The sequence below is a fragment of the Streptococcus salivarius genome (assembly GCF_009738225.1).
GTDB lineage: Bacteria > Bacillota > Bacilli > Lactobacillales > Streptococcaceae > Streptococcus.
The window spans coordinates 1459988-1485515 of sequence record NZ_CP018187.1 but is presented as its reverse complement, the minus strand read 5'-3'; the positions used below and the strand labels follow the sequence as shown (position 1 = coordinate 1485515).

Below are 25528 nucleotides of genomic sequence, written 5' to 3'. Positions count from 1 at the left end.
TAAATCAAATCCTAAAGTTTGCTTAAAGTAGACAAAAATTATTTTCTTGGATTTTTAAAAGGAAGTTGAAATTAATCAACTTCCTTAGTATAGATGTCTTATAAGAATAATTTTAGTCGATTTCCTGACTTATCTTACAATTGATTTGTACGTCCATTTTCATCAAAGTGATAAGTCACACCATTGATGGTACGTGTTTGGTTGGTGACGAGCTCACCAGAGTTTTCATCATAGTAACGAGTTCCCTTGTAGTCTGTAACGAAATTACCCTTCACTTGTTTACCTTCATAATTAAAGTAAAGGTGTTGACCATTGATGACTTGATCAAAGAGAAGGGCCTTACCATCGTTACTAAAGTAGTACCAGTTGCCCTTCCAATTAACGAATTGATTAGTTACAGCAGCACCTGTTTCAGCGTCAAAGTAGTAGGCTGGATTGTCTTCTGGTTTTTTTGTATCAGTATTATAAGAATAGAAGAACCAATTCGGTTTTCCTAAAGCGCCACGAATTTGTTTGTGGGTTTCATATTTATTGGTAGGATTGTAAGAAAAGTAATATAATTTTCCGTCGATTTCTTTAAGACCTGAAGCTTTATTTCCTTTTTCGTCTACGTAGTACCAATTATCACCAGACTTAATAAAGCCAGGTTTTTCGACAGCAGCACCTGTTTCATCATCGAAGTAAGGAGGATTGTCATAACGATCAAAAGAACCTCTCAAGACTTCTCCATCGTCTTTAATATAGTATCGTTTACCATTTATTGTTCGGTAGTTAGAATACTGTTTTTCGCTATCAAAGTAGTATAGTTTGCCATCGGCTTTGATGAATTGATTACGAGGAACTTCGTGACGAGCACCAGAGTCTTTATCGTAGTAGTAACCTTCTGCGATTGCGTCTTTAGCTTGTACTCCATAAGAGTCAAAATAAACCTGCACCCCATCAATAGTTTGTGAGCCTTTAAGGATATTTCCTTCCGCATCTGCATAGTACCATTTACCATCATGGCTGAAGTATTGATCTTTTACAAGAGCACCAGAGTCTTTATCATAGTATCTCATAGGAGTGCCAGATAGATGATATTTTTCTTTTATGACTAGTTTACCATCTTTGTCAGCAAATCCACCTTTAATTTGTTGCCCTGTCTTAGTGTCAAAATGAACTTGAATACCATCGATAGTTTTATCACCTTTTAATGTTTTCCCATCATTGCCAATATAGTACCAATTATCGTTAACTTGGACATAGCGGCTTGTTCCTAAATCTACTTTAGCACCAGAATTTTTGTCGTAGAAGTAGCCATCATCGGCAAATGTACCTTTAATTTGTTGTCCATTGTAACGGTCAAAGTAAACTTGTACGCCATGGACAGTTTGTGGACCTTTTAAAATCTTTCCTTTATTATCTGAATAATACCACTTACCGTTGACTGTAAAGTACTTATCTTTAACAAGGGCTCCTGTATCTTTTTCGTAGAATTTAACAGGATCATTATTATAATTGTAATTCTCTTTACTAATTAGTTTGTCAGAGTAATCAACAAACCCACCTTTAATTTGTTCACCGGTATTTTTGTCGAAGAGATACTCGATATTATCAATTACAGTAGCACCTTTGACAGCTCTGCTGTCAGAACCAATAAAGTAAATCTTACCATTTGATGTGACAAACCTGTTAGTAACTAGATTACCAGAGTCTTTGTCGTGGAACTGTTGATTGTTATCAAACCCACCTTTGACCTGTTTACCGCTACGATCAAAATAAACATGAGCATTATCAATGGTCTGTTCACCAGTCAAAATTTTTCCATCATTACCAACATAGTACCAATTCTCTCCAATTTGAACATAACGGTTAGTACCAAGGTCTGTAAAGTTACCATAATGGTTATAGTAGTGACCGTCACCAAAATCATTAAAAAGTTGATGACCATCATAATTGCTGAAGTATACGGAGGCACCACTGATTGTTTGTGGTCCAGAAACACGTATACCATTCTCATCTACATAGTAACGTTCATATTTTTGTGTGTTCTTATTATAATCTATAATGTATTGGCTTTTAACAAGAGCACCGGAGTCTTTATCATAGTAGCGATATTTATAATCTGAGGAATCTCGAACAAATTTCCCCTTAATTTGTCTTCCATCGCTATCAAAATAGACCTGAACACCATCAATGGTTTGAGCTCCTTTTAGGATAGCACCATCATTTCCTGCGTAATACCATTTGCCATCTAGTTCGAAATAGCGGTTAGTACCAAAATCAACTTGTTTACCCTCCTTGTCGTAATAATAGCCATTAGGAGCAAATCTATCCTTAACTTGTTCACCATAGTTATCAAAATAATTCCAGATTCCGTTAATTTCTTTGTGGCCAGTTACTTTATAACCATTTTCGTCTAAGTAATAGGTGCTACTATAAATGTTTGCGTAATTATTAGTAACAAGCTCACCGGAATCTTTATCGTAATAATGATTGTCTTTAGCAAAATTTCCTTTAACCTGTTTACCATCTTCATCAAAGAAAACTTTGATACCATCAATCGTTTGCGGTCCTTTTAAGATTTTCCCCTCACTTCCAATATAGTACCAATGATTGGAAATTTGGAAGTAGCGGTTAATCCCTAAGTCAGTTAATTTCCCATCTTTATCATAATAACGTCCATTAGGATCAAATCTGTCTTTTAATTGTCTGCCATTATAATCGAAGTAATTCCAAACCCCATTAATTTCTTTGGAACCAATTACCTTATTTCCATTTTCGTCTACGTAGGAGTTAGTTATGGGAAAATCATTATAGTTAATTACATAGTTATTGGTAACAAGAGCACCAGAATCTTTGTCATAATAGTGACCGTCCCAGGCAAATTCCCCTTTAACCTGAACACCACTATCTCTAAAGTAGACCTTAACGCCATCAATAGTTTGTGGTCCAGTCAGGTCTTTACCACTAGCATCTTTATAATGCCAGTGACCATATGCATCACTATAGTATTGACCACCAGTGACATTGGTTTCGCTGTTTGAAGTTTCGTTAGCTGATGTAGCCTCATTGGTAGCTCGGTCTGTAGTTACAGCTTCGCGTGTTTGGCCTGAGGCCGATTCTGCAGGTGCTTGACTTTCGCTTGCAGTTGTTGAAGCTGTTTCACTGGCAGTTTCAGAACTTGCTGTAGAAGTTGTGGCTTGTTCTGAGACATTTGTAGTGCTTTCAGTGCTGGCTGCCTTTTCAGTAGTAGCAGGTGCTTCGACAACCTTAGTTTCGACGAGGTCTGATGTCGTTTCTACATTGGCAGTGGTAGCAGCAGTCGTATCAAGGTTTGATGAGTTGTCAACTTTAGCTTCCTCAGCAAATGCAGGCCTTGCGATAAAAGCAAAGCTAGCAAGGGCAGTTGCACATGAGAATGCAATCAGATGTTTTTTGGACTTAGGTCCAGTAAAATTAGAATGTACTTTCATACTTTTTCCTCCATTTCCTAAGTCCTATTATAGCGCTATTTTAGAGAGTTTCAAGGAAACATAATAAATTTAGACAAAAATAAGAAAACGATTACATAAAAAAGCGAGTGAATGGCCAATATCACAATTTTAGCAGTCTCAAGAGTTAAAAATACAAAAAAATCCAGGACCAATACCCTGGATTTTAGGAGATTATGAAAAAGAAAAGTTTTAGGATGATTATAGTATATAGAGCAGAGCCTAAAGTTTTCTTAAAGTAAGGAATAGCTTAAACTTTAGTCGCGTTACCATTTTCATCAAAATGATAAGTTACACCTTTGATAGTACGTGTTTGGTTAGTGACGAGTTCACCAGAGTTTTCATCGTAGTAGTGACCATCTGGTGCAAAAGCGCCTTTAACTTGTCTACCATGATTTTTATCGAAGTAAAGTTGTTGTCCATTAATCTGAACGGCACCAGTAGCTGCTGAACCATCCGCATAGAAGTAGTACCAGTAATTACCCCATTGATAGAAACGATTTTTAATTGCTCTACCGTCATGACCGAAGTAGTAGATTTTACCATCGATGTAATTAATACTGTCTTGCCACATGTCACCCAGTTGGGTGTACTTATAGGCACCTCCTCGACGGAAGTAATATAAATCACCATTGATTTCATGAAGTCCAAGGACTTTGTTACCTTTCTCGTCAAGATAGTAAGTTAAGCCTCTGTTATCTTTAACAAACCCAGCTTTGGTTACTTTGCGACCATTATCTTTATCGTAATAGTACTCAGGCATATAGACGCCATCTTGACCAAATCCTCCTTTAGCTTGTACCCCTCGATAGTTGAAGAAGACATCTTGTCCATCGATATTTCGAGCTCCCTTGACTGGCTTACCGTCTTTACCTACATAGAACCAATTACCCATGTATTCAACATAACGATTGGTTACAAGATTTCCAGAATTAATATCGTAGAATGCGTATAAATCACCGTAGGAATCACCATAAGCACCTTTAACCTGTTGACCATTGTCGCGGAAAAATAACTTTTGACCGTTAATGATTTGAGCACCAGTGAGGTTGTCTCCATTTACGTTCTTATAATACCAGTTTCCATTATCGTCGCTATAATAACCATTTGGGTTAGGAGCATCCATACCTACGCCGTTTTCATCAAATCGATAGGTCATACCATTAATTGTTAGAGTGGTGTTAGAGACGCGTGCTCCAGAATTAGGATCATAGTAGCGAAGAACACCATTGTCGAGAACAAGCTCTCCCTTAGCTTGACGACCATTGGCATAGAGGTAAACGATTTGACCGTCTATATTGACTTCACCATCTTGAGGACGAATAGCATTTCCATCTGCACCATAATAGTACCAGCCATCATTTTCTTGGACATAGCGATTTTTAACGGCTTGACCAGTAACTGAGTCAAAATAGTAGCGACGGGTAATATTAGTAGGGGTACCAAAACCATAAGTACGTGGTGAATTTTGCCCTTCTTCTAGTAAAATGCTGATTCCTTTTTGTAGGACGCCGGTATCAACAGGAGAGGCAGCTTCACGTGCTTTGAAATAGTAGATATTACCATCAATTTCACGTATTCCTGTAAATTTAGAACCATCGTTCTTGATGTAAAAGGTTTGGCCTTTTTTATTCTGAACTAGACCTTCTTTTCGGACCCTTGCACCAGAGTTAGAGTCGTAATAGAAAGTTTGATCTGGATAGCTATAGTCCTCTCCGCTAAAGTCACCTTTGATTTGAACACCTTTATAATCGAAGTAGACTTCTTGACCATTGATAGTTTGTTCTCCAGTGAGTGGATAGCCATCTTTACCTAAATAGTACCAATTACCTTGGGATTCAAGGTATCGATTCGTCCATAGTTGCCCAGTATCAACATCGTAGTAACGAAATAGATTATTATTCCTATCGAGTAAAGGCCCCTTAACTTGTTGCCCATTACTGCGGAAATAAACATTTTGGCCATCGATAGTCTGTTCGCCTACGAGGTTTTTACCACTGGCATCTTTATAATACCAGTTGCCTTGGTCATCACTATAGTATTGACCACCAGTGACGTTTGTTTCATTAGGTACTGAAGCTGTCTCATTGGCAGCTCGGTCTGTAGTTACAGCATCACGTGTTTGGCCTGTGGCTGATTCCGCAGGTGCTTGACTTTCGCTTGCAGTTGTTGAAGCTGTTTCACTGGCAGTTTCAGAACTTGCTGTAGAAGTTGAGGCTTGTTCTGAGACATTTGTGGTGTTTTCTGTGCTAGCCACATTTTCAGTAGTAGCAGGAGCTTCGACAACCTTTGTTTCTACGAGGTCTGCTGTGGTTTCCACATTGGCAGTGGTAGCAGCAGTCACATCAAGGTTTGATGAGTTATCAGCTTTAGCTTCCTCAGCGAAGGCAGGTCTTGCGATAAAGGCAAAACTTGCAAGAGCAGTTGCACATGAGAATGCAATCAAACGTTTTTTGGACTTAGGTCCAGTAAAATTAGAATGTACTTTCATACTTTTTCCTCCATTTTCCTAAGTCCTATTATAGCGCTATTTTAGAGACTTTCAAGAAAAAATAAGAAATTTAGACAAAAATAAGAAATCGATTACATTGTGATGCGAGTGAGAGAGGGGATGATTTTAGTTGCTACAGACTTTTCTAAAAACAAAAAAATCCAGGACCTATGCCCTGGATTTTAGGAAATTATGAAAAAGAAAAGTTTTAGGATAGTTGTAGTATACAAAGCGATTCCTAAAGTTTTCTTAAAGTGGAAGATGGAATTACTTTTTCATAATGATTACTGTTCACTTACACTAATTGAGGAGTTTTCCATTTCCCTCAGCATCAAAATGGTAGGTCTTACCTTCGATAGTGAGGGTAGTGTTCTCAGTACGTGCACCACTGTTAGGATCATAATAATGAAGTTTATCATTTACAGTGACTAGTTCCCCTTTAGCTTGTTTGCCATCTCTATGGAAATAGACATGAGCCCCATCAATAGTTTGTTCACCGGTTAGTGCATACCAATTAGGTCCAAAGTAATACCAGTTACCATTAACCTCTTTATATTGATTTTTTATAGCAGTAGCTGTTTCCTTATCAAAGTAATAGATATGGCTACCATTAGGAATAAGTGATGGGAAATAGTCTTTAGTCAAGCCATTCGCACTAACCCTACCATCAGCATATTTATTTGTCGGAGCATCAAACATATAAAGTTCTCCGTTGATAATGTGAAGCCCTAATGGGACGTGACCAGAAGCGGTAATGTAATATCTATTACCGTTTTTGGCCTTAACGAATTGAGGCCCTTTGACTTCTTTGTTATTCAAATCGTAGAATGAAGAGTAGCCGTAAGGATATAGAAATTCTTCTCTAGCAAGGTGGGGATCTGCACCGCCCGTAAAGGTATACTCTTTACCATTGATAGTTCGAACTCCCCCTTCTCTAAGTCTTTTGCCTTTAGCATCAACATAATAAGTCTTTCCATTCAAATCGACAAATTGTTCCTTAAGGCGGGCACCACTATCTTTATCGTAAAATGAATCGTTTTCAGCAAAGTTTCCTTTAACCTGCTTACCAGTACTATCGAAGTAGACCTCGACACCGTCAATGACTTGTTCACCAGTAAGGCGTTTGCCGTCATTACCAATATAATACCAATTATTATTTATGTTTTGATAATGATTTTGTCCTAAGTCTACTCGGTCTCCTGAATTTTTACTGTAATAGTAGCCATCTGAAGCGAAGTCGCCCTTAATCTGTTTACCGTCTTGGTCAAAGGAAACATTATGACCATCAACGACCTGAGCCCCTTTAAGAGGAGTACCTTTAGCACCGATTCTATACCAATTGTTATTGAAGTTAACATAACGATTGGTTACTTGTACTCCTGAATTTTCATCATAGTACGCTCCATTTTCTGCAAAGTTCCCTTTAACTTGCTTGCCATCTTTATCAAAGTAAAAATTGTTGCCATCAATGACTTGTTCACCTTTTACAATTTTACCTTCGTTATTAAGATAGTACCAGTTGCCGTTCACTTGAACAAACTGATTGTTTCCAAGATTAACGCGTGCACCAGAATCTTTATCATAATAGAAACCGTCATCTGCGAAAATCCCTTTAGCTTGAACCCCATCTTTGTCAAAGAATACGGTTACGCCATTAATGACTTGCTCTCCTTTAAGAGCTTTAGAGTCTGAACCGATATAGAACCATTTATCTTTATTTTCATGGGTATTATATGAGTTACTCAAGTCATTGATTTGAACATAACGATTAGTAACAGGTTCCCCTGTAATTGCATCATAAAAAAGTCCATTAGGTGCGAAATTTCCCTTAACTTGAATACCGTATTTACCGAAGTTGAGATGCTTACCATTAATAATTTGTTCTCCCTTAATTGTATTGCCTTCGTTATCGAGGTAATAAATAAGGGTTCCTGATGGTTGCTCTAAGGAGACAAAGCTATTTTTGACGAGTGCTCCAGTGTCTTTATCATAATAATAACCATCGTAGCCAAAGTCTCCTTTTGCTTGGTGTCCTCTATAGTTAAAGTAGACACGAACGCCGTCAATAACTTGTGGACCTGTTACCACTTTTCCGTCTGCCCCAAGATAATACCAATGGGTCTCTAGAGTTGGAGCCATAGAGCCGTTCGATTCGTAGCGTGTTAATTGAATATAACGGTTTGTCACGAGCTCGCCAGTATCCTTGTCATAGAATTGGCCGTCAGAATTAAAATCCCCTTTAATTTGATATCCGTAATAAGGGGTAAAGTAAACTTTCACACCATCAATGACTTGTTCACCTTTAAGTATCTTTCCATCTTCATCAACATAGAACCAATGGTTATCGATGAACACGTAGTGTTTTTTCCCTAGATCAACTAAATTACCATCTTGATCATAGAAACGCCCATTGTCAGCAACGCTATTACGCACCTGTGCTCCATCATACTTATCGAAATAGACAGATTTTCCATTGATGATTTGTTCACCTTTTAATTTGTCGCCATTTTTATCAACATAGAAAGGATAGATAGTGTTGTTATAGTTGTATTTAGTGCTAAAAACATAGCTATCTGTTACAAGGTTACCATCTTTATCGTAGAAGTGTTCATTGCTAGCAAATCCGTCTCGAACTTGAAGGCCGTTGTAATCATTGAAATAAACTTGTTTTCCTTGAATGGTTTGTGCGCCTTTTAATGGTTCACCATTTTTATCGACATAGTAAACACCACCAAGATGATTAATATAACAATCCGTTACAAGAGCACCAGAATCTGCATCATAGTATTGTTTATTTTTTGAAAAGTTTCCCTTGACTTGTATGCCATTTTCATCGAAATAAACGTTGATCCCATCGATTTTTTGTGCACCAGTTAGGTTCTTACCACTAGCATCCTTATAATACCAGTTACCAAGGCTATCACTATAATATTGACCACCGGTAACATTGGTTTCACTATTGGTATCTGCGGTTGCTGATGCAGCCTCACTGGCAGCCCGGTCTGTAGTTACAGCTTCGCGTGTTTGGCCTGAGACCGATTCTGCAGGTGCTTGACTTTCGCTTGTAGTTGTTGAAGCTGTTTCACTGGCAGTTTCAGAACTTGCTGTAGAAGTTGAGGCTTGTTCTGAGACATTTGTGGTGTTTTCTGTGCTAGCCACATTTTCAGTAGTAACAGGTGCTTCGACAACCTTTGTTTCGACGAGGTCTGCGGTAGTTTCTACATTGGCAGTGGTAGCAGCAGTCGTATCAAGGTTAGATGCATTGTCAGCCTTAGCTTCCTCAGCGAAGGCAGGTTTTGCGATAAAGGCAAAACTTGCAAGAGCAGTTGCACATGAGAATGCAATCAGACGTTTTTTGGACTTAGGTCCAGTAAAATTAGAATGTACTTTCATACTTTTTCCTCCATTTCCTAAGTCCTATTATAGCGCTATTTTAGAGACTTTCAAGAAAAAATAAGAAATTTAGACAAAAATAAGAAAACGATTACATTGTGATGCGAGTGAGAGAGGGAATGATTTTAGTTGCTACAGACTTTTCTAAAAACAAAAAAATCCAGGACCTATGCCCTGGATTTAGGAGATTATGAAAAAGAAAAGTTTTAGGATGGTTTTAGTATATAAAGCAAAGCCTAAAGTTTTCTTAAAGTGGTAGAAATATTATGTCTTTCCTTTTTAATTCACTTTCTCAGTAGCCACACCGTTTTCATCGATGATATAAGTTTTGCCGTCTTTTTCGAGAGTGGTATTCGTCCACATAGCCCCACTGTCTTTGTCAAAGTAGTAAGTTTTACCATCAATGTCTACTAGGCTACCTTTGACTTGCTTACCATTTTTATCAAAGTAGAGTTGAACACCATCAATGGTTTGACGGCCTGTTAGGAGTTTGCCCTCTTTGTCGTAGTAGTACCAGTTCCAGAAATCATCGCGAACAAATTGGTTTTTAGCCGTAAATTCAGTCACTACTCCCTCATTATCAATTGTGTAGGTCTTATCATCGACTTTCAAAGTGTCGTTAGTAAGGATAATAGTGGTGTACATACCAGCATATCTTTCTGTTCGATATGATTTTGTTAGACGATAGCGCTTGCCATCGATTTCTTTCCATGTAGGCTTATCAACACTTTTTACCTCAGGTTGGAAGTAGTGAAGGTGACCATCAGAGCCTCGTTGGATGCCCTCGAGGAGGACACCGTTTTTATCAGTTCCATAGATTCCAGAGAAACTAGGCCCGCCCCAAAATGTTTTTTTTGAAAAAAGGGCTCCAAAATAGTTTTTTTCTATTTTACTATCTGTGACTAGATAAAGTTTGCTGTCATAACCTATGATACCATCAAGAACTTGACCCTTTAAAGCAAAGATATATTCTTTTCCATCGATAATTTGTTTACCAGTTAAGACTTCGCCGTTAGCATTGGTACGGTAGGTAGAAGTGTTTGCATGGAACATTGAAGGAGTTTCAACAATGCCATATTTGTTCTTGACCAATTGTCCTTGGTAATCAAAAAGATAAATCTTCCCATCAATTGTGACAGTATCATTTTTAGCCAAAAGTCCGTCAGGTTTGAAATAATAACGTTTACTGTCAATGGTATGCCATCCAATAAATGCAGCACCATCTTCGCCTAAGTAATTAGTATAAGTTGTATATTGAGGTTCTGTCCTATAGCCATTGAAAATTGAAGTGCGATGCCACTGATTCGTTAATAGAGAACCATCATTCTCATCGAATCGATAGTATTTTCCACCAATCTCTCGTTCTTGTCCTTTGACTTGTTTCCCATCTTTATCAAAATAAAGGATGACACCATCAACATTTTGCCAACCAGTCAATTTTTCACCGTTGGCAGTGTAGTAATACCAATCTTTTTGGTTGTCAGATTGGAAATGACCACCGGTCACGACCTGAGTAGGTAGTTGTGTTTTTTCGGTTAGGATACCATCAGCATCTGCTAGATAAGTTTTACCATCTACTTCAATACTTGTATCAGTTACCTTACGCCCATTATCTTTATCGTAGTAGTAGTCCTTGCCATCAATAGTGACTTTTTCACCTTTTGCCTGGATGCCATTGTCATGGAAGTAGAGGTTGAAGCTGTCGATGGTTTGTGGGCCAGTTAGTTTGTGGCCCTCGTTGTCTAGGTAATACCAGTTACCCTGATCATCGGATGTGAACTTGCCACCTTGTGAGGGTGTTTCCTGTGAAGTAGTTACGTTGTCGCTTGTTTCAGATGAGACTTCAGCACCCCTATCAGCAATAGTTGTTTCACTAGATTGAGCGGTTTCAACCTTTTTATCGGCCTCGTTACTAGGCTGTGTAGCAGTTGTTTCTATTGGCTGAGTAGCGACATTAGTAGGTGTAGTGTCAGTAGATACTGCTGCACTAGAAGTATTCTCGACAACTGTACTCGTTGGAGCTACTTCGGTTCTTGTTATAAGGCTAGCACTTGTCTCAAGATTGCTGTCAGAGACGACATTTTCAGGACTGTTAACAGCAGTCGTTTCTGGTTTGACTTCATCGGCTCCGACCTGTCCTAGTCCAATTAGTGAAGCCCCGATAGCCAAACTTGAGGCAGCGATTGTGATCCAATGTTTCTTAACTTTATGAAGTTTGAAACGAACTTTGTTTTCCATAATTTTCCCCCTTGTATGGTGACTTGGTAAATTCATGCTGTGACATTTAAAACATCATGAACACCAAAAATTAATTTACGATTATATTTTAATCCTATTTTCTAATAACTTCAATAGAAAACGGATACAAAAACGCCATGATTTTATAAAAAGATTCTTATATTCGTGATAGTTATAGCCTATAAAAGAGTTTTCCTAATTTATTTATTTTTTCGTCTATAGATATGATTGAAAGAGCAATTGTCCCCATACAGTTTGAGAAAAAGACTCTTTTCTTCAAAAATCATCCTGTGTAAAATAAAGGGCATAAAAACATGAGAGGTGATTGCAATGACAAATCGTTACGACTTAAATAAAAATTTGGCACAGATGCTTAAGGGAGGCGTCATCATGGACGTTCAAAATCCTGAGCAAGCACGTATCGCTGAGGCGGCAGGAGCCGCTGCGGTCATGGCCTTGGAACGCATTCCGGCTGATATCCGTGCAGTAGGTGGTGTGTCACGTATGAGTGATCCTAAGATGATTAAGGAAATTCAGGACGCCGTTAGTATTCCAGTGATGGCTAAGGTGCGTATTGGTCATTTCGTTGAAGCACAGATTTTGCAGGCGATTGAGATTGATTATATCGACGAGAGTGAGGTTTTGACACCGGCTGATGACCTTATTCATGTGGATAAAACCCAGTTTGATGTGCCTTTCGTCTGTGGAGCTAAGGACCTCGGTGAGGCTCTTCGCCGTATCTCAGAAGGGGCATCAATGATTCGTACCAAGGGTGAACCTGGGACTGGTGATATTGTTCAGGCTGTTCACCACTTGCGACTCATGAATCAAGAGATTCGCCGTATTCAAAATCTTAGAGAAGATGAACTCTATATTACTGCTAAAGACTTGCAGGTGCCAATTGATTTGGTCCGTTATGTCCACGAACATGGCAAGTTGCCTGTTGTCAATTTTGCGGCAGGTGGTGTAGCGACACCAGCGGATGCTGCGCTTATGATGCAGCTGGGTGCTGAAGGTGTCTTTGTTGGTTCAGGGATTTTCAAGTCTGGAGATCCGAAAAAACGTGCGGAAGCTATCGTCAAAGCAGTAACTAACTACAATCGTCCCGATATTTTGGCGCAAGTGTCAGAAGATTTGGGAGAAGCCATGGTTGGTATCAACAAGGACGAAATTGACATCTTAATGGCAGAGCGAGGAAAATAGATGACAAAAATCGGAATACTGGCTTTGCAAGGTGCTTTTGCAGAACATGAGCAGGTCTTGAAAGCACTTGGGGTTGAAACGGTTCAAATCAGAAATCGACAGGATTGGGAAGCTCACGCTGATTTAGACGGGCTCATTCTACCAGGGGGAGAGTCGACAGTCATGGGAAAACTTTTGCATGATTTAGACTTGTTTGAGCCGATTAAGACGAAAATTGATGCTGGACTACCTGTATTTGGAACTTGTGCAGGTCTGATTTTGTTGGCCAAAACCATAGTGGGAGACCAAACAAAACATTTGGCAAATATGGATATCACTGTAGCCAGAAATGCTTATGGACGCCAATTGGGCAGTTTTGTCACAGATGCTGAATTTAAAGGAATAGGGGAGATCCCAATGGTCTTTATTCGTGGGCCGATTATTGAAGCTGTTGGACCAGAAGTGGATATTCTAGCACAAGTCAATGGGGCTATCGTGGCAGCTAGAGAAAAGCAGATGTTGGTGACCTCTTTTCATCCAGAATTAACGGGTGACGAAAGGGTACATGCTTATTTCCTAGATATGATTAATCAGGCAAAAGAAGAAAAGCAATGATTCAAATTTCATAAATTCATTTACTTCTCCTTCACGCAAAAAAATCCAGGACCTAAGCCCTGGATTTAGGAGATTATGAAAAAGAAAAGTTTTAGGATGGTTATAGTATATAAAGCAAAGCCTAAAGTTTTCTTAAAGTAGAAGAAAAAGTTTACATGTGATATGAAAAAGGAAGTCGATTTTGAACGACTTCCTTTTTAGCGATTCCTAAATGAGAGTAATTATGCGATATCAATAGTTGTTATTTGAATTATATACTTATACTTCACCAAGGCCCATCAAATGTCCATTACCGTCAGCATCGAATTTGAAGGCACCAGTGTTTGTTCTAACAATGGTATTTTCAGCGCGTGCTCCATTCTTAGCATCGTAATAGTGGACAGTTCCGTCATCGTCAAATTTGAATTCACCTCTAAGTTGTCTACCGTTTTGGTCGAAGTAAACATGGATGCCGTTTAAGGTTTGAGGTCCTGTCAGTTTATCCCCTTTAGCATCAACATAGTAGTAGAAATCTTCACGATCTAAATCTTTACTTTCTCTTGGGTACTGTCCATCCTGATCTACGAGATCATTTCCAGGAATGGTAATAGTGAAGTGGAAGATGCGATCACCATCGAGATTTCGGTAATTCCAGTTGTAGACATGAACAAAGCTATCAGTGACGAGAGCACCAGAGTCTTTATCATAATAGTGTCCATCAGGGGCGAAGCGTCCCTTGACTTGTGCCCCATTAGGAAGGAAGTACAAGTGACTATTTCCAAAGGTTTGAGGTCCTGTTAATGGCTTACCATCAGCATCGAGATAATACCAGGCAGTAGTATAGACATTTTGATTGTTGATGTCATCACGACCAATATAAGTCAAGATTTCTTTAAAAGCATTGGTTACGAGAGCCCCAGAATCTTTGTCATAGTATTTACCATTTGGTGCAAAATGTCCCTTGACTTGTGTACCAGTGAAATCATCAAAGTAGACTTTAACACCATCGATAGTTTGTTCTCCCTTGAGTTTATCGCCTTTATCATTGACGTAAACCCAGTTGCCATCTTCAGTTTCAAGATAGCGTTTTGTTGCAAGTGCACCAGAGTTTTTATCGTAATAGCGACCATCCTCTGCAAAACGTCCTTTGACTTGTTTGCCATCCTTGTCAAAGTAGACTGGAATGTTGTCAACGAAGTTGAGACCGATGAGGTTTTTACCGTTTGCATCCTTGTAGTACCAGTTGCCTTCGTTATCACTATAATAGTGACCACCAAAAACTCGTGGTGCATTGTCTAGGGAGACAGTAGGTGTAGGAGTGACGGGGGTATCTATTTCTTCGCCAGGTTTCATCAAATGTCCATTACCATTTGCATCGAATTTGAAGGCACCAGTATTTGTTCTAACAATGGTATTTTCAGCACGTGCACCGTTTTTCGCATCGTAATAATGAACAGTACCATCTTCGTCAAATGCAAACTCACCTCTAAGTTGTCTACCATTTTGGTCGAAATAGACATGGATGCCGTTTAGGGTTTGAGGTCCTGTCAGTTTATCCCCCTTATCATCTACGTAATAGTAGAAATCTTCGCGATTCAAATCATTGCTAGAAAGTGGGTAATGACTCATATCCAAAAATTGGTTTTCACCGTTAGGTCCAACGACTGAATTATTAGGAATGGTGATGACAAAGTGATTCACATGATTTCCGTCTTGATTTTGATAATTCCAGTTGTAGACATGGACAAAGCTGTTAGTTACAAGCGCACCAGAGTCCTTATCATAGTAGTGTCCGTCAGGTGCAAAACGTCCTTTAACTTGTGCCCCATTAGGGAAGAAGTACATGTTTGTACCACCAAGATTTTGAGGACCTTTAAGTGGCCGTCCGTCGGCATCAAGGTAGTACCAATCAGTAGTATAAATGTTTTGACCGTTGATATCATCACGACCAATATAAGTTAAGAGTTCTTTAAAGGCCTTGGTTACAAGAGCACCAGAATCTTTGTCATAGTATCGGCCATCCTCTGCAAAACCACCTTTGATTTGAATACCGTCTTGGCTAAAGTAAACAGGAACATTATCCACATAGTTCAGCCCGACAAGATTTTTGCCATTTGCATCCTTGTAATACCAGTTACCATTATCATCACTATAATAATGTCCACCAGAAATATGAGGTGCATTTTCAAGTGTTACGGAAGGTGTGACTAGCTTTTCATTTTCATCGATTGGGGCAGGTTGTTCACTGTTTTTTATAGGTGTTTTTGTTTCTTCGACAGGAATGGGTTCATTGACTTTTTCTACCGAAGTTTTTGTAGTAGAGGCTTCTGAAGTTGCCGTTTTAATTGGTGTAGCTTTATTTGCCTGATTATCTTGATTGCTAATTTCTTGCTCAGAAGTGATTTCTACCGGTGATTCGCTTGCTAATTCAGATGATGAGACTTCACTGCTAGGAGCTTCACTAAGAACCGTACTTGTACTAGTAGGTAGCTCAGCATTAGTTGAGATAGGATTTGTAGTAGGTACTTTGACCTCAACACTAGTTACTGCAGTTTCTTGTACAGGTGCAAGAATTTCAGTTGGTTGAATAGAAGTTTCAGGTGTTTTCGCTTCATCCGCAAATGCAGGTCGTGCGACTAAAGTAAAAGTAGCTAGAGCGGTTGCGCAGGAAAGTGCTACAACATGTTTCTTTGACATTTGCCAATGATAATTCATTTCAGTATTCATAATAGACTCCCTTCAAAAATGAACACCGATGTTTAGGTGTGTAACATAAAGGAGCTAGGCCGTCAGAAGAATGTTAAAAGTGAGAAGATCTGTTAAAACGACTGAGCCCCATATCTAAATCTCCCATGTTAAAGCCATAAGAAGATTTTATAGGCGAGCACGTCAAATGTGTGGCAAGGAGAATATGCTTATGCTGTGTAGTTTATATCTAGAAACAAGTGATTTTATTTATTTATCCTAATACTTTTATTTCTCTCCTTTCGTTTTATTTTTGAATCCAGCCTATGGCATCTGTCTTCAAATACAAAAAACTAGAGCTTTTAGTTTGAAGCACTCTCTCTAAAGCTCTAGTTTTGTATTATAGACAGATGTGTGTATGAAAAGAGCCTTAGATTATCATGCCAAAGTGCCTAAGGACCAGTTTTCATGCATAAAAAATTATTTTGACGTTAGAAGTCTAAAGCCAAGTTCCTAATCCTAATCCCTTGTAGTACACTTTCAATGTTTTTAGTAAAACGCTTACATGTTCACCTATCTTTATTATAGTCCTTTTTTTATGACAAACAAGTTTTTTTACAAGATAATCGTAATTGTTTTAGAATTGTTCATAATTGGCTTCTATTTGTATGACACTTATTGATAGTATGAAAAAGGAAGTTGACAGTTGGTCGACTTCCTTTTGTGCTGGGTAATTGACCATAGTCACTTGTAAATGACTATCGAAGGATATGTCCAACCCCGTCATTATCGAAGTAATAAGTAACGTGATTGATTGTCAAGGTTACATTATCAGCACGATTACCAGAGCCAGGAAGATAATAGTAAGTCTTACCACCTAAAATGATGAGTTTATCTTTAGCTTGTATGCCCTTATATTGTCCGTAATCATCATCGTAGAAGTAGACATGCTTGTCATCGATAACTCTTCTACCAGTCAGAATATTTCCCTTACTATTTGCATAATACCAGTTATTCTTATGTTCGAAGTATTTTCCGGTTACAAGGGCACCAGTCTCTTTGTCATAATAATGATCACCACGGTATGGATAATTAAACTCACCTTTCACTTTTTCGCCGTATCTAAAGTAGTACTGAATTCCGTCCAAATACTTAGCACCGTGAAACTTATTTCCTTCTTTATCAACATAAAACTCTTTGCCACCATCCTCAACCAATCTATCTGTTACTAAAGCACCGTTATCTTTATCGTAATAGTGATTATCAGGAGCAAAATGACCTTTGTATTGAACACCATTGGTGCCGAAATAAACCTTGACGTTATCAATGGTATGAGCACCAAGGAGGAGGTAACCCTTGTCATTGACATAGTACCAATTACCTTCGGAATCACTGATATAGCGGTTTCGTTCAGTTGATTGACTTTTAATGGTGATGACACCAGATTGGTCTGCCACATAGGTCTTACCATCGAAATCAAAAGTTGTATCTTTGACTTTTCGACCGTTATCTTTATCAAAATAGTAAACCTTGCCCTTGATATCAACGAACTCTCCCTTAGCTTGGCGATGAGTTCCTAAATGGAAATACATATCGTAGCCATCAATAGTTTCGGCACCAATAGCAGGAAGTCCATACTCATCGTAGTAGTACCAGTAGCCCTCTTTATCTTGAGAAAAATGAGCGCTCTTAGGTCGAAGGTCCTTAAAATCACTAGAAATGAATTTACCAACCCCATCATTATCAAATTCATAGATATTTGGAAATTCTCTCATAATATAGTGTGTAGGAATATTCAATCGTATATTTCTAGCAATGGTACCATCATTGTAGAAGTAATAGTTATTGAAAAATCTGTGTACGACCATATTTCCATCATCTTGGAAAAAGTACTTATTACCATTGATGGTTTGCCATCCTGTGACTGGTAGGCCATCGGCACCAAAATAATACCGTTCGAGTTCAGGATGTTCGTTGTTGTCATAATTGGCATAAGGAGCAGAGTCAAATCTTATTTCTTTAGCATAGTTTTCCTCAGGAATGAATCGTCCAGCTTTGAAGGTGACGAGGCGGTTCGTCACAAGGGCGCCGTTATCTGGGTCGTAAAAATAGGATTTACCATTGACCTTACGGCGTTCACCCTTGACCTGTCTACCATCTGAGTCAAAGTAATAGGTTAAGCCATCAATAGTTTGTGGTCCAGTAACTAGCTTTCCATCTGTATTCATATAATACCAATGCCCAGCATTATCTTGTAGAAAAGCTGGATGGTTATTTGCCACCGTAACGATACCATTAGGATCAATATTCAGTTTGAAATCACCGTTGTTGAGATGTGTGTCTTTAACTAATTGTCCTGCATTTTCTTTGCCAGCATCTCCAAACAGATAGAGCTTGTCACCAACCAAATTCAAGTCGTAGCTAAGTTGGTCGTTTCTATCAGGATTAAAGTAATAGGTTTGTCCGTTGATATCTTGTAAGCCAGAAACTCGCACACCATCGCTACCTAGATAGTAAGTTTGACCATTTTCTTCAACAAATTCATCATGGAGCATACGTGCACTATCTGTAAAGTAATAGAGTTTTCCATCAATGGTTTCGAAACCAGGATGTTCTCGCTCTTTTTTGAAATAATAGCGTTCTCCATTAATATCTTGCCATCCCATAAGCTTATTACCGTTATTATCGTAGTAATAAGTAACGTAATAAGGATGTCTTAAGGTAATAAGACTACCTACATAGTTAACTGTTTCGATGCGTTCTTCTTGTTCGGTGGCAAATCCATTCCTTTTTTCAGTAAAGGCAGAACGGTCAGTTCCTCTCGTGGTATTTTCGTTTGGGATATCACCAACAGATGACACATTCTCAGCTGTAACACTTTCACTAGTCGTTGTACTTACCTCGGAATGTGCAGTTTCAGAACTAGCTGTGCTTGTCACTTCAGAGCTTAGTTTTTCAGAGACTGTTTCTGTTGAAGCAACTTCTGAGGCAGCTACTGGTGCTTCTGATACTGTAGCAGTTTCGCTTGAAGCGGTAGCAGGTGTGTTTTCTGTAGGTTTAGCTGTGGCTTCACTAGTTGCTGGAGCCTCGACGTCAATGACGCCTTCTTTGATGATGGCTTCAACAGTCGCTTCATTAACAGGGGTAGGCTGTTCTTCAGCTGAAGCGTAGTTAAGGCCTGCAAAACTCAATCCTAAAGTGAGTCCTGTCACTGCAATAGTTACCCAATGTTTTTTAACTTTGTGAAGTTTAAAATGTACTTTCTTTTCCATGATAACTCTCCTTTCATTTTAAACTGTTATTATTGAGAAGGACTTTCTATAACTACACTAACTAATAAGTGTTCCATTTCCATCAGCATCAAAATGATAGGTTTGTCCCTTAATAGTGATGGTAATGTTTGACAAACGGGCACCTGAGTTAGCATCGTAGTAGTGGATTTTACCATCGACGGTTACTAGTTCCCCTTTAGCTTGTTTACCATTAGTGTGGAAGTAGACTGGGACGTTGTCAATGGTTTGTTCACCAGTCAAGGCGTACCAGTTTGGACCAAAGTAATACCAACTACCTTCCCATTCATGGTACTGGTTTTTAAGAGCAGCGCCTGTGGCTTCATCCAGATAGTAGATGTGGCTACTGTTAGGGATAGTATCACTGTAATACGCATAGATGAGCTCACCTCTACTTTGCATTCCGTAGTAGTATTTACGAGTAGGGAGTCCAAAGTAGTAGAGTTGGCCATCGATAACTTGAACTGAGACTAATTTGTTTCCCTTACCGTCTAGATAATACCAGTGATTATCTTTGGTTCTGACGAAACCAGCTTTTGTGACCTTTTTACCATCAAATCCGATATAGTCTCCACTATCTGCGTAGTATGTGAATTCTCCGAAGGCTTGATGACCATCTCCAACGATAAGATTCACTTCTTCCCCATGAACAATATGTGTTCCTGAATAGACCTTTCTACCATCTGGACCGACATAATAACGTTTTCCATTGACTTCGACGATTTGGTCTCGGACAGCAGCACCTGTGTCTTTGTCATAGAAATGATCAGCATTGGCAAAAATACCTTTAGCTTGGACACCGTCTCTATTGAAATAGACTTCTACACCATCTACGGTTTGCTGACCAACTAATTTATCGCCCTTATCATTGACATAGTACCACTTGCCGTCCTTTTCGACATAGCGGTTGGTAACGAGGGCACCAGTATCTTTATCATAATAATGGCCATTTGGTGCAAAGTCCCCTTTAACTTGGACACCATCGTCATAGAAGTAAACATTCACAAAATCGACGGTTTGAGCGCCGGTTAAGAGGCGACCATCTATGTCGCTGTAGTACCAGTTGCCTTCGTCATCAGACCAATAACGGTTGCTAACCAGTTGACCACTGTCTTTTTGGAAATAATAGGTATTGCCATCAAGAATGACAAAGGCATCTTTGGCTTGAACCCCATTAGGGTAGAAGTAGAGTGTGAAGTTATCAACGACTTGTTTACCTGTAAGTGCTTTACCATCTGGACCAAAGTAGTACCAATTGCCCATTTTGTCAGAGGCAAAGGCATTGCGCGTGATTTGACCACTATCCTTAGTAAAATGATAGGTGCTGCCATCAATCTGACGAATATCGTCTTTGACTTGCTTACCATCAGCATCAAAGTAAACGTCTACATAGTCAATAGTTTGTAGACCGGTAAGCGCCTTGCCATCCTTAACATAGTACCAGTTGCCTTGGTCATCGCTAGTGTATTGACCGCCTGTAACCACTGTTTTTTCGACTACTTCAGGGCTAGCACTTACCTCGGAATGTGCAGTTTCAGAACTAGCTCCTTCCGAACTAGCTGTGCTTGTGACTTCAGAGCTTGGTTTTTCAGAAACAGTTTCTGTTGAAGCAACCTCTGAGGCAGCTGCTGGTGCTTCTGATACTGTGGCAGCTTCACTCGAAGCACTAGCAGGTGTGTTTTCTGTAGGTTTAGCTGTGGTTTCACTAGTTGCTGGAGCCTCGACGTCAATAGCACCTTCTTTGATGATAGCTTCAACAGTTGCTTCATTAACAGGGGTAGGTTGTTCTTCAGCTGAAGCATAGTTAAGGCCAGCAAAACTCAATCCCAAAGCAAGTCCTGTCACTGCAATAGTTACCCAATGTTTTTTAACTTTGTGAAGTTTAAAATGTACTTTCTTTTCCATGATAATTCTCCTTTCATTGAAAGATAAATTGGAATTATATGTGTGAAATAAATATTATTCGTAAATATATTTAATAACTCTTCCATCACCGTTTTCATCGAAATGAACAACCTCAGCTTTCACCTTGTAACGAATTGAGTGATTAAAAGTAATGTCAACATTTTTAGCACGTTTTCCAGTTTTTGGGTAATAATAATGGTAGAAGTAGTCATTTCCCGCCCAAATTGTTCGCAATTCATCGTAGCCTAGTCTACCATCATCGTGAAAATAGTAGTAATCATCTCCAATCTTTTGTTCACCCTTATAACATTTACCATCACTACCAACATAGTAACGATAACCGTCAATGTCAACGAATTTGTCACGTCCTAAGTCAACAAGTTCACCAGTATTCTTGTCATAGTAATAACCATCATCAGCAACAATACCTTTAGCTTGTTTACCATCTTTATCAAAGTAAACCTTCACATTATCGATAGTTTTGTGTCCAGTTACCTTTTGACTATTTTCATCGACGTAGTACCAACTATTAGAATATTTTTTACCAAAATATCTAGTAATTGCACCAGTTGAGGTGTCTGCTAGACTAGGGTATCTATCGAATTGAAATACTTGAACATAATTATGGTCGATAGGCTCATTACCTAGGTCGGTGATAAAATGCCAAGGTTTTATTTGAACATAACGTTTTGTGACTAAAGCTCCGGTGTCCTTATCGTGATATCTACCATCTGGTGCGAAATCCCCTTTTAACTGTGGTCCATCAGGGTAGAAGTAGTAGTCCTCACCGTTAATAGTCTGATAACCTGACACCTTGTAGCCACTATTATCTAGGTAGTAGCGGAATGTAGTTGAGATACCATTAGCACGCCATTCACGAGCGATTCTTACAGTACGATCTCTGAAAGTATTTCTTGCTAAGCTACCTGTATGTTTATTGTAATATTTACCGTTTTTTGCGAAACCTCCTTTTACTTGCTCTCCATTTTCATCGAAGAATACTGTTTCACCATTAATAGTATGTTCCCCTTTTAAAGCGATTCCTTCGGAACCAAAATAGTAAAACGGTTTTGTATCATCACTAAATCCATTGTGGTCAGAAGGAACGTATATGTTCCTAGCTAGATGACCATTATCATTCATATAATGGATATTGTGGTAGTCATCATAGAACAGTCCATTTTTTTTGATATCATCTTTCTTTTCAGTAATGACACCTTCTTGATCTGAAATATAAAGTTTATCGTTCACTTCAAAAAGTGTTCCAATGACACGCTCACCATTAATTTTATCGTAGTAGTATTTGTTTCCTCCTTGTTTAATAAACTCACCTTTAGATCGCTTTCCGTTATGGTCAACATAATACCATTTACCATTTATCATAACTGATTGGTTGACTCCTAAATTAACACGAGCACCGGTATCTTTATCATAATAGTAACCATCGTCTGCGAACTGGTCTTTGATTTGTTCACCATAGACATTGAAATAAACAGCAACACCATTTATCGTTTGGGGACCGTGAAGGAATTTTCCGTCATACCCTGCATAATAGGTGACTTTTTTAATTTTAGGGTTAAGATAGTCATTCTCTAGGTGATAGATAGTAACGTATTGATTTTTGACCATCATTCCTTGGTAGTCATAATAATAGCTGTTTTCAAATTCGTCGGTAACAATTTGGTTGCGATAGTTTAAAGCATATGGTACTTCAGAGAGTTTACCTTCATTATCAGCTTTATAGGTCTTACCATCGATTTGAATAAGAGAGTTGATAACCATTTGTCCATTATGCAAATCATAGTAATGTTTTGGTAGACCTGAATTTGAGTAGCTAGCTTCACCTTTTAGTTGACGACCATTACCGTCAAAACAAACATGATAACTATCGACAATTTGGTTTCCAATGAGTTTTTGACCATTTTCATCGACATAGTACCAGTTTCCATTGTCTTCTACATAAGCATTGGTAACAAGTTCACCACTATCCTTGTCATAGAAGTGACCATTCGGAGCGAATTGTCCTTTAACTTGGACTCCACTGTCCTTAAAGTAAACTTTGACGTTATCAATGGTTTGTTCGCCAATGAGTTTATTGCCATCGGAGTTGTAGTAATACCAGTTGCCTTTATCATCGCTGACATATTGGTTATGGAATCTAGAATCACCTTGGATAGTGATGTTCCCTTCTTTATCTGCGATATAATGGATACCGTTTAACTCAAAAGATGTATCCTTGACTTTACGACCATTGTCTCTGTCGAAGTAGTAGATTTTATTATCAATATTAATAAATTCACCTTTAGCTTGATGTCCTTCTGGGCGAGATGATTCATGGAAGTAGAGTTCAAAGCCATCAATAGTCTTAGGTCCAGTGACTGGAAATCCGTCTTTGTTGAAGTAATACCAACGACCTTCGTAGTCCATCATAAATTGATTTTTTGGATATTCTATATTATTTTCTGAAGGAAGAGTATAGTAAATTGGGAACGGATAAGTCACAATGTTTAGTTGTTTATTGAGATAATCAGCCACCCCATTGTGGTCTGAATAAAATACATATGGCATAGACTTCCGAAGACCCTTTTCGATGATAGGAAATTGTTTGTTTTTAGCTAAGGCCCCTTTGTCATCAAAGTAGTAGCGTTTGTGATCTAATTCCATTAGTCTATGAACAGCAACTTGGCCATTGTCATAGATGTAATAGTCATCACCTAAAATCGTCTGACGACCTTTCTTAAGTGTGTTACCATTTTTATCAAAATAGTAACGTTCTAATCCAGGCATTACATAATAGTTTGGTTCGATATAAGCAGGTTCATTGAAGTAAACAACTTTACTATAGTTTTCTTCTGGAATATAGTGGCTGTCTTTGAATGTAATAAAACGGTCTGTTACTAGCTTGCCATCGTTTTCATCGTAAAAGTGGAGTTTGTCGTCAACTTTCCTAAGCTGCCCTTTTACCATAGTGCCGTCATTGTTAAAGTAATATTGGAAACCGTTGATGTCTTTTGGTCCAGTAACAAGCTGCCCTTTTGCATCCACATAATAGGTAACACCATTTGCATCTGAAACGAAACTCTCTCTTTTATCTGTCTTTTTTGTGATACCTTCCGCTTCAACAGTGATGGTGAAATCGCCATCTTTTTGTGAGGTATCTAAAGTTGTTTTATCAGGAGAAGTACTTATGATGAGGTTTTCGTTGTTTGTAGGTGTATTTGTTGCACTTACCTCAGGATGTGTAGTTTCAGAATTAGCTACTTCTGAGCCAGCTGTGCTTGTGACTTCAGAGCTTGTTTTTTCAGAAACGGTTTCTGTTGAGGCCACTTCTGAGGTGACTACTGGTGTTTCTGATACTGTGGCAGTTTCGCTCGAAGCGGTAGCAGGTGTGTTTTCTACAGCTTTAGCTGTGGCTTCATTAGTCGTTGGAGCCTCAACGTCAATAGCGCCTTCTTTGATGATGGCTTCAACAGTTGATTCATTAACAGGGGTAGGCTGTTCTTCAGCTGAAGCGTAACTTAGTCCTGCAAAACACAATCCTAAAGTGAGTCCTGTCACTGCAATAGTTACCCAATGTTTTTTAACTTTGTGAAGTTTAAAATGTACTTTCTTTTCCATGGTAATTCTCCTTTCATTTTAAACTTTTTACATATCAAAAAATAAGGGCTGTCACGAGATTTTATGAAGAGTGAGCATTGGGTAGAGTCCCTAACGATGTGGGGCAATTTTCTTAATGACAATCCTTATTTCTCCAAGTCTCCTCAATTTCGGTATTGTGAGACTGATCAAGGCAAACATGAGTCCTAACGAAATGATTCTAGAAAAACGAGAGCCGTTCGGAATTTTCCTCCTTTCTAAGCATGGAAAATCTCGTTTATTTTGGATTTCTAAGACACAAAAAACTAGAGCTTACTAGTATGAGGCGTCCCTCTAGAGCTCTAGTTTGAAATGATGCCGTATTTTTAGAAATGAGCCCTAGTTTGATGGTTCAAAGTGACTCAGGAATGGTCATCCCACTATGATTCTTATTTAGGCATTAGTCAACTAATGCCAATCTTTTAGATAATCCCCAAGTGTCCTTTGAAGCGGAATTAAAACGCTTACATATCCACCTAGCTTCATTATAATCCTTTTTTAAGAATAAACAATAGAAACTAACAGAATTATCAAAAATGTTAAAGAAGTGACATAAAAGATTCTATATTTAGTTTCGTTAGTCAAATAAGAATTCACCTGTGTAAAATCATTTATATTTTTAATTTTTGGCTCCTCATAGA

Annotated in this window: 10 protein-coding genes; 2 read left to right on the top strand and 8 right to left on the bottom strand. The window is 38.6% G+C overall.

Annotated features, from left to right (window positions below; genetic code table 11):
* Positions 1–134: 134 nt before the first annotated feature.
* From BSR19_RS07130 to BSR19_RS07115, 4 genes are all read right to left on the bottom strand, one after another.
* Positions 135–3455 carry a glucosyl transferase gene (locus BSR19_RS07130; protein ID WP_156246896.1) on the bottom strand — a complete coding sequence of 1107 codons (3321 nt, stop codon included), beginning with the start codon at positions 3453–3455 and terminating at the stop codon, positions 135–137.
* 268 nt (positions 3456–3723) lie between these two features.
* Positions 3724–5964: a glucosyl transferase gene (locus BSR19_RS07125; RefSeq protein WP_080610693.1), complete on the bottom strand. Its 2241-nt coding sequence runs from the start codon at positions 5962–5964 to the stop codon at positions 3724–3726.
* A gap of 300 nt (positions 5965–6264) precedes the next feature.
* Positions 6265–9357, bottom strand: coding sequence for a hypothetical protein (locus tag BSR19_RS07120; protein WP_156246895.1), 3093 nt, complete (start codon positions 9355–9357; stop codon positions 6265–6267).
* A gap of 279 nt (positions 9358–9636) precedes the next feature.
* Positions 9637–11595 carry a KxYKxGKxW signal peptide domain-containing protein gene (locus BSR19_RS07115; protein ID WP_156246894.1) on the bottom strand — a complete coding sequence of 653 codons (1959 nt, stop codon included), beginning with the start codon at positions 11593–11595 and terminating at the stop codon, positions 9637–9639.
* A 330-nt stretch (positions 11596–11925) separates the two neighbouring features.
* Here BSR19_RS07115 and pdxS point away from each other — a divergent pair, with 330 nt between their 5' ends.
* Together pdxS and pdxT are read left to right on the top strand one after the other, a co-directional pair.
* Positions 11926–12798, top strand: coding sequence for a pyridoxal 5'-phosphate synthase lyase subunit PdxS (gene pdxS / locus BSR19_RS07110; protein WP_037602288.1), 873 nt, complete (start codon positions 11926–11928; stop codon positions 12796–12798).
* Positions 12799–13392 (top strand): pyridoxal 5'-phosphate synthase glutaminase subunit PdxT, encoded by a 594-nt coding sequence (pdxT, locus tag BSR19_RS07105; protein WP_060972796.1) that lies wholly within the window; start codon positions 12799–12801, stop codon positions 13390–13392.
* 258 nt (positions 13393–13650) lie between these two features.
* Here the strand turns inward: pdxT and BSR19_RS07100 are convergent, their stop codons facing one another.
* From BSR19_RS07100 to BSR19_RS07085, 4 genes are all read right to left on the bottom strand, one after another.
* Entirely contained in the window at positions 13651–16098 is a 2448-nt protein-coding gene (locus BSR19_RS07100; RefSeq protein ID WP_197092240.1) for a glucosyl transferase, read from the bottom strand.
* 716 nt (positions 16099–16814) lie between these two features.
* On the bottom strand, positions 16815–19328 hold the full coding sequence (locus tag BSR19_RS07095) for a KxYKxGKxW signal peptide domain-containing protein (RefSeq protein WP_156246893.1): 2514 nt from the start codon (positions 19326–19328) through the stop codon (positions 16815–16817).
* A 57-nt stretch (positions 19329–19385) separates the two neighbouring features.
* On the bottom strand, positions 19386–21251 hold the full coding sequence (locus BSR19_RS07090) for a KxYKxGKxW signal peptide domain-containing protein (RefSeq protein WP_156246892.1): 1866 nt from the start codon (positions 21249–21251) through the stop codon (positions 19386–19388).
* Between the two features lie 54 nt (positions 21252–21305).
* Positions 21306–24869 carry a KxYKxGKxW signal peptide domain-containing protein gene (locus BSR19_RS07085; protein ID WP_156246891.1) on the bottom strand — a complete coding sequence of 1188 codons (3564 nt, stop codon included), beginning with the start codon at positions 24867–24869 and terminating at the stop codon, positions 21306–21308.
* Positions 24870–25528 lie beyond the last annotated feature (659 nt).

What these genes read in the sequence shown, in the direction of transcription:
- BSR19_RS07130 (WP_156246896.1), bottom strand. Translation starts at nt 3,455, where the DNA reads ATGAAAGTACATTCTAATTTTACTGGACCTAAGTCCAAAAAACATCTG.
- BSR19_RS07125 (WP_080610693.1), bottom strand. Translation starts at nt 5,964, where the DNA reads ATGAAAGTACATTCTAATTTTACTGGACCTAAGTCCAAAAAACGTTTG.
- BSR19_RS07120 (WP_156246895.1), bottom strand. Translation starts at nt 9,357, where the DNA reads ATGAAAGTACATTCTAATTTTACTGGACCTAAGTCCAAAAAACGTCTG.
- BSR19_RS07115 (WP_156246894.1), bottom strand. Translation starts at nt 11,595, where the DNA reads ATGGAAAACAAAGTTCGTTTCAAACTTCATAAAGTTAAGAAACATTGG.
- pdxS (WP_037602288.1), top strand. Translation starts at nt 11,926, where the DNA reads ATGACAAATCGTTACGACTTAAATAAAAATTTGGCACAGATGCTTAAG.
- pdxT (WP_060972796.1), top strand. Translation starts at nt 12,799, where the DNA reads ATGACAAAAATCGGAATACTGGCTTTGCAAGGTGCTTTTGCAGAACAT.
- BSR19_RS07100 (WP_197092240.1), bottom strand. Translation starts at nt 16,098, where the DNA reads ATGAATACTGAAATGAATTATCATTGGCAAATGTCAAAGAAACATGTT.
- BSR19_RS07095 (WP_156246893.1), bottom strand. Translation starts at nt 19,328, where the DNA reads ATGGAAAAGAAAGTACATTTTAAACTTCACAAAGTTAAAAAACATTGG.
- BSR19_RS07090 (WP_156246892.1), bottom strand. Translation starts at nt 21,251, where the DNA reads ATGGAAAAGAAAGTACATTTTAAACTTCACAAAGTTAAAAAACATTGG.
- BSR19_RS07085 (WP_156246891.1), bottom strand. Translation starts at nt 24,869, where the DNA reads ATGGAAAAGAAAGTACATTTTAAACTTCACAAAGTTAAAAAACATTGG.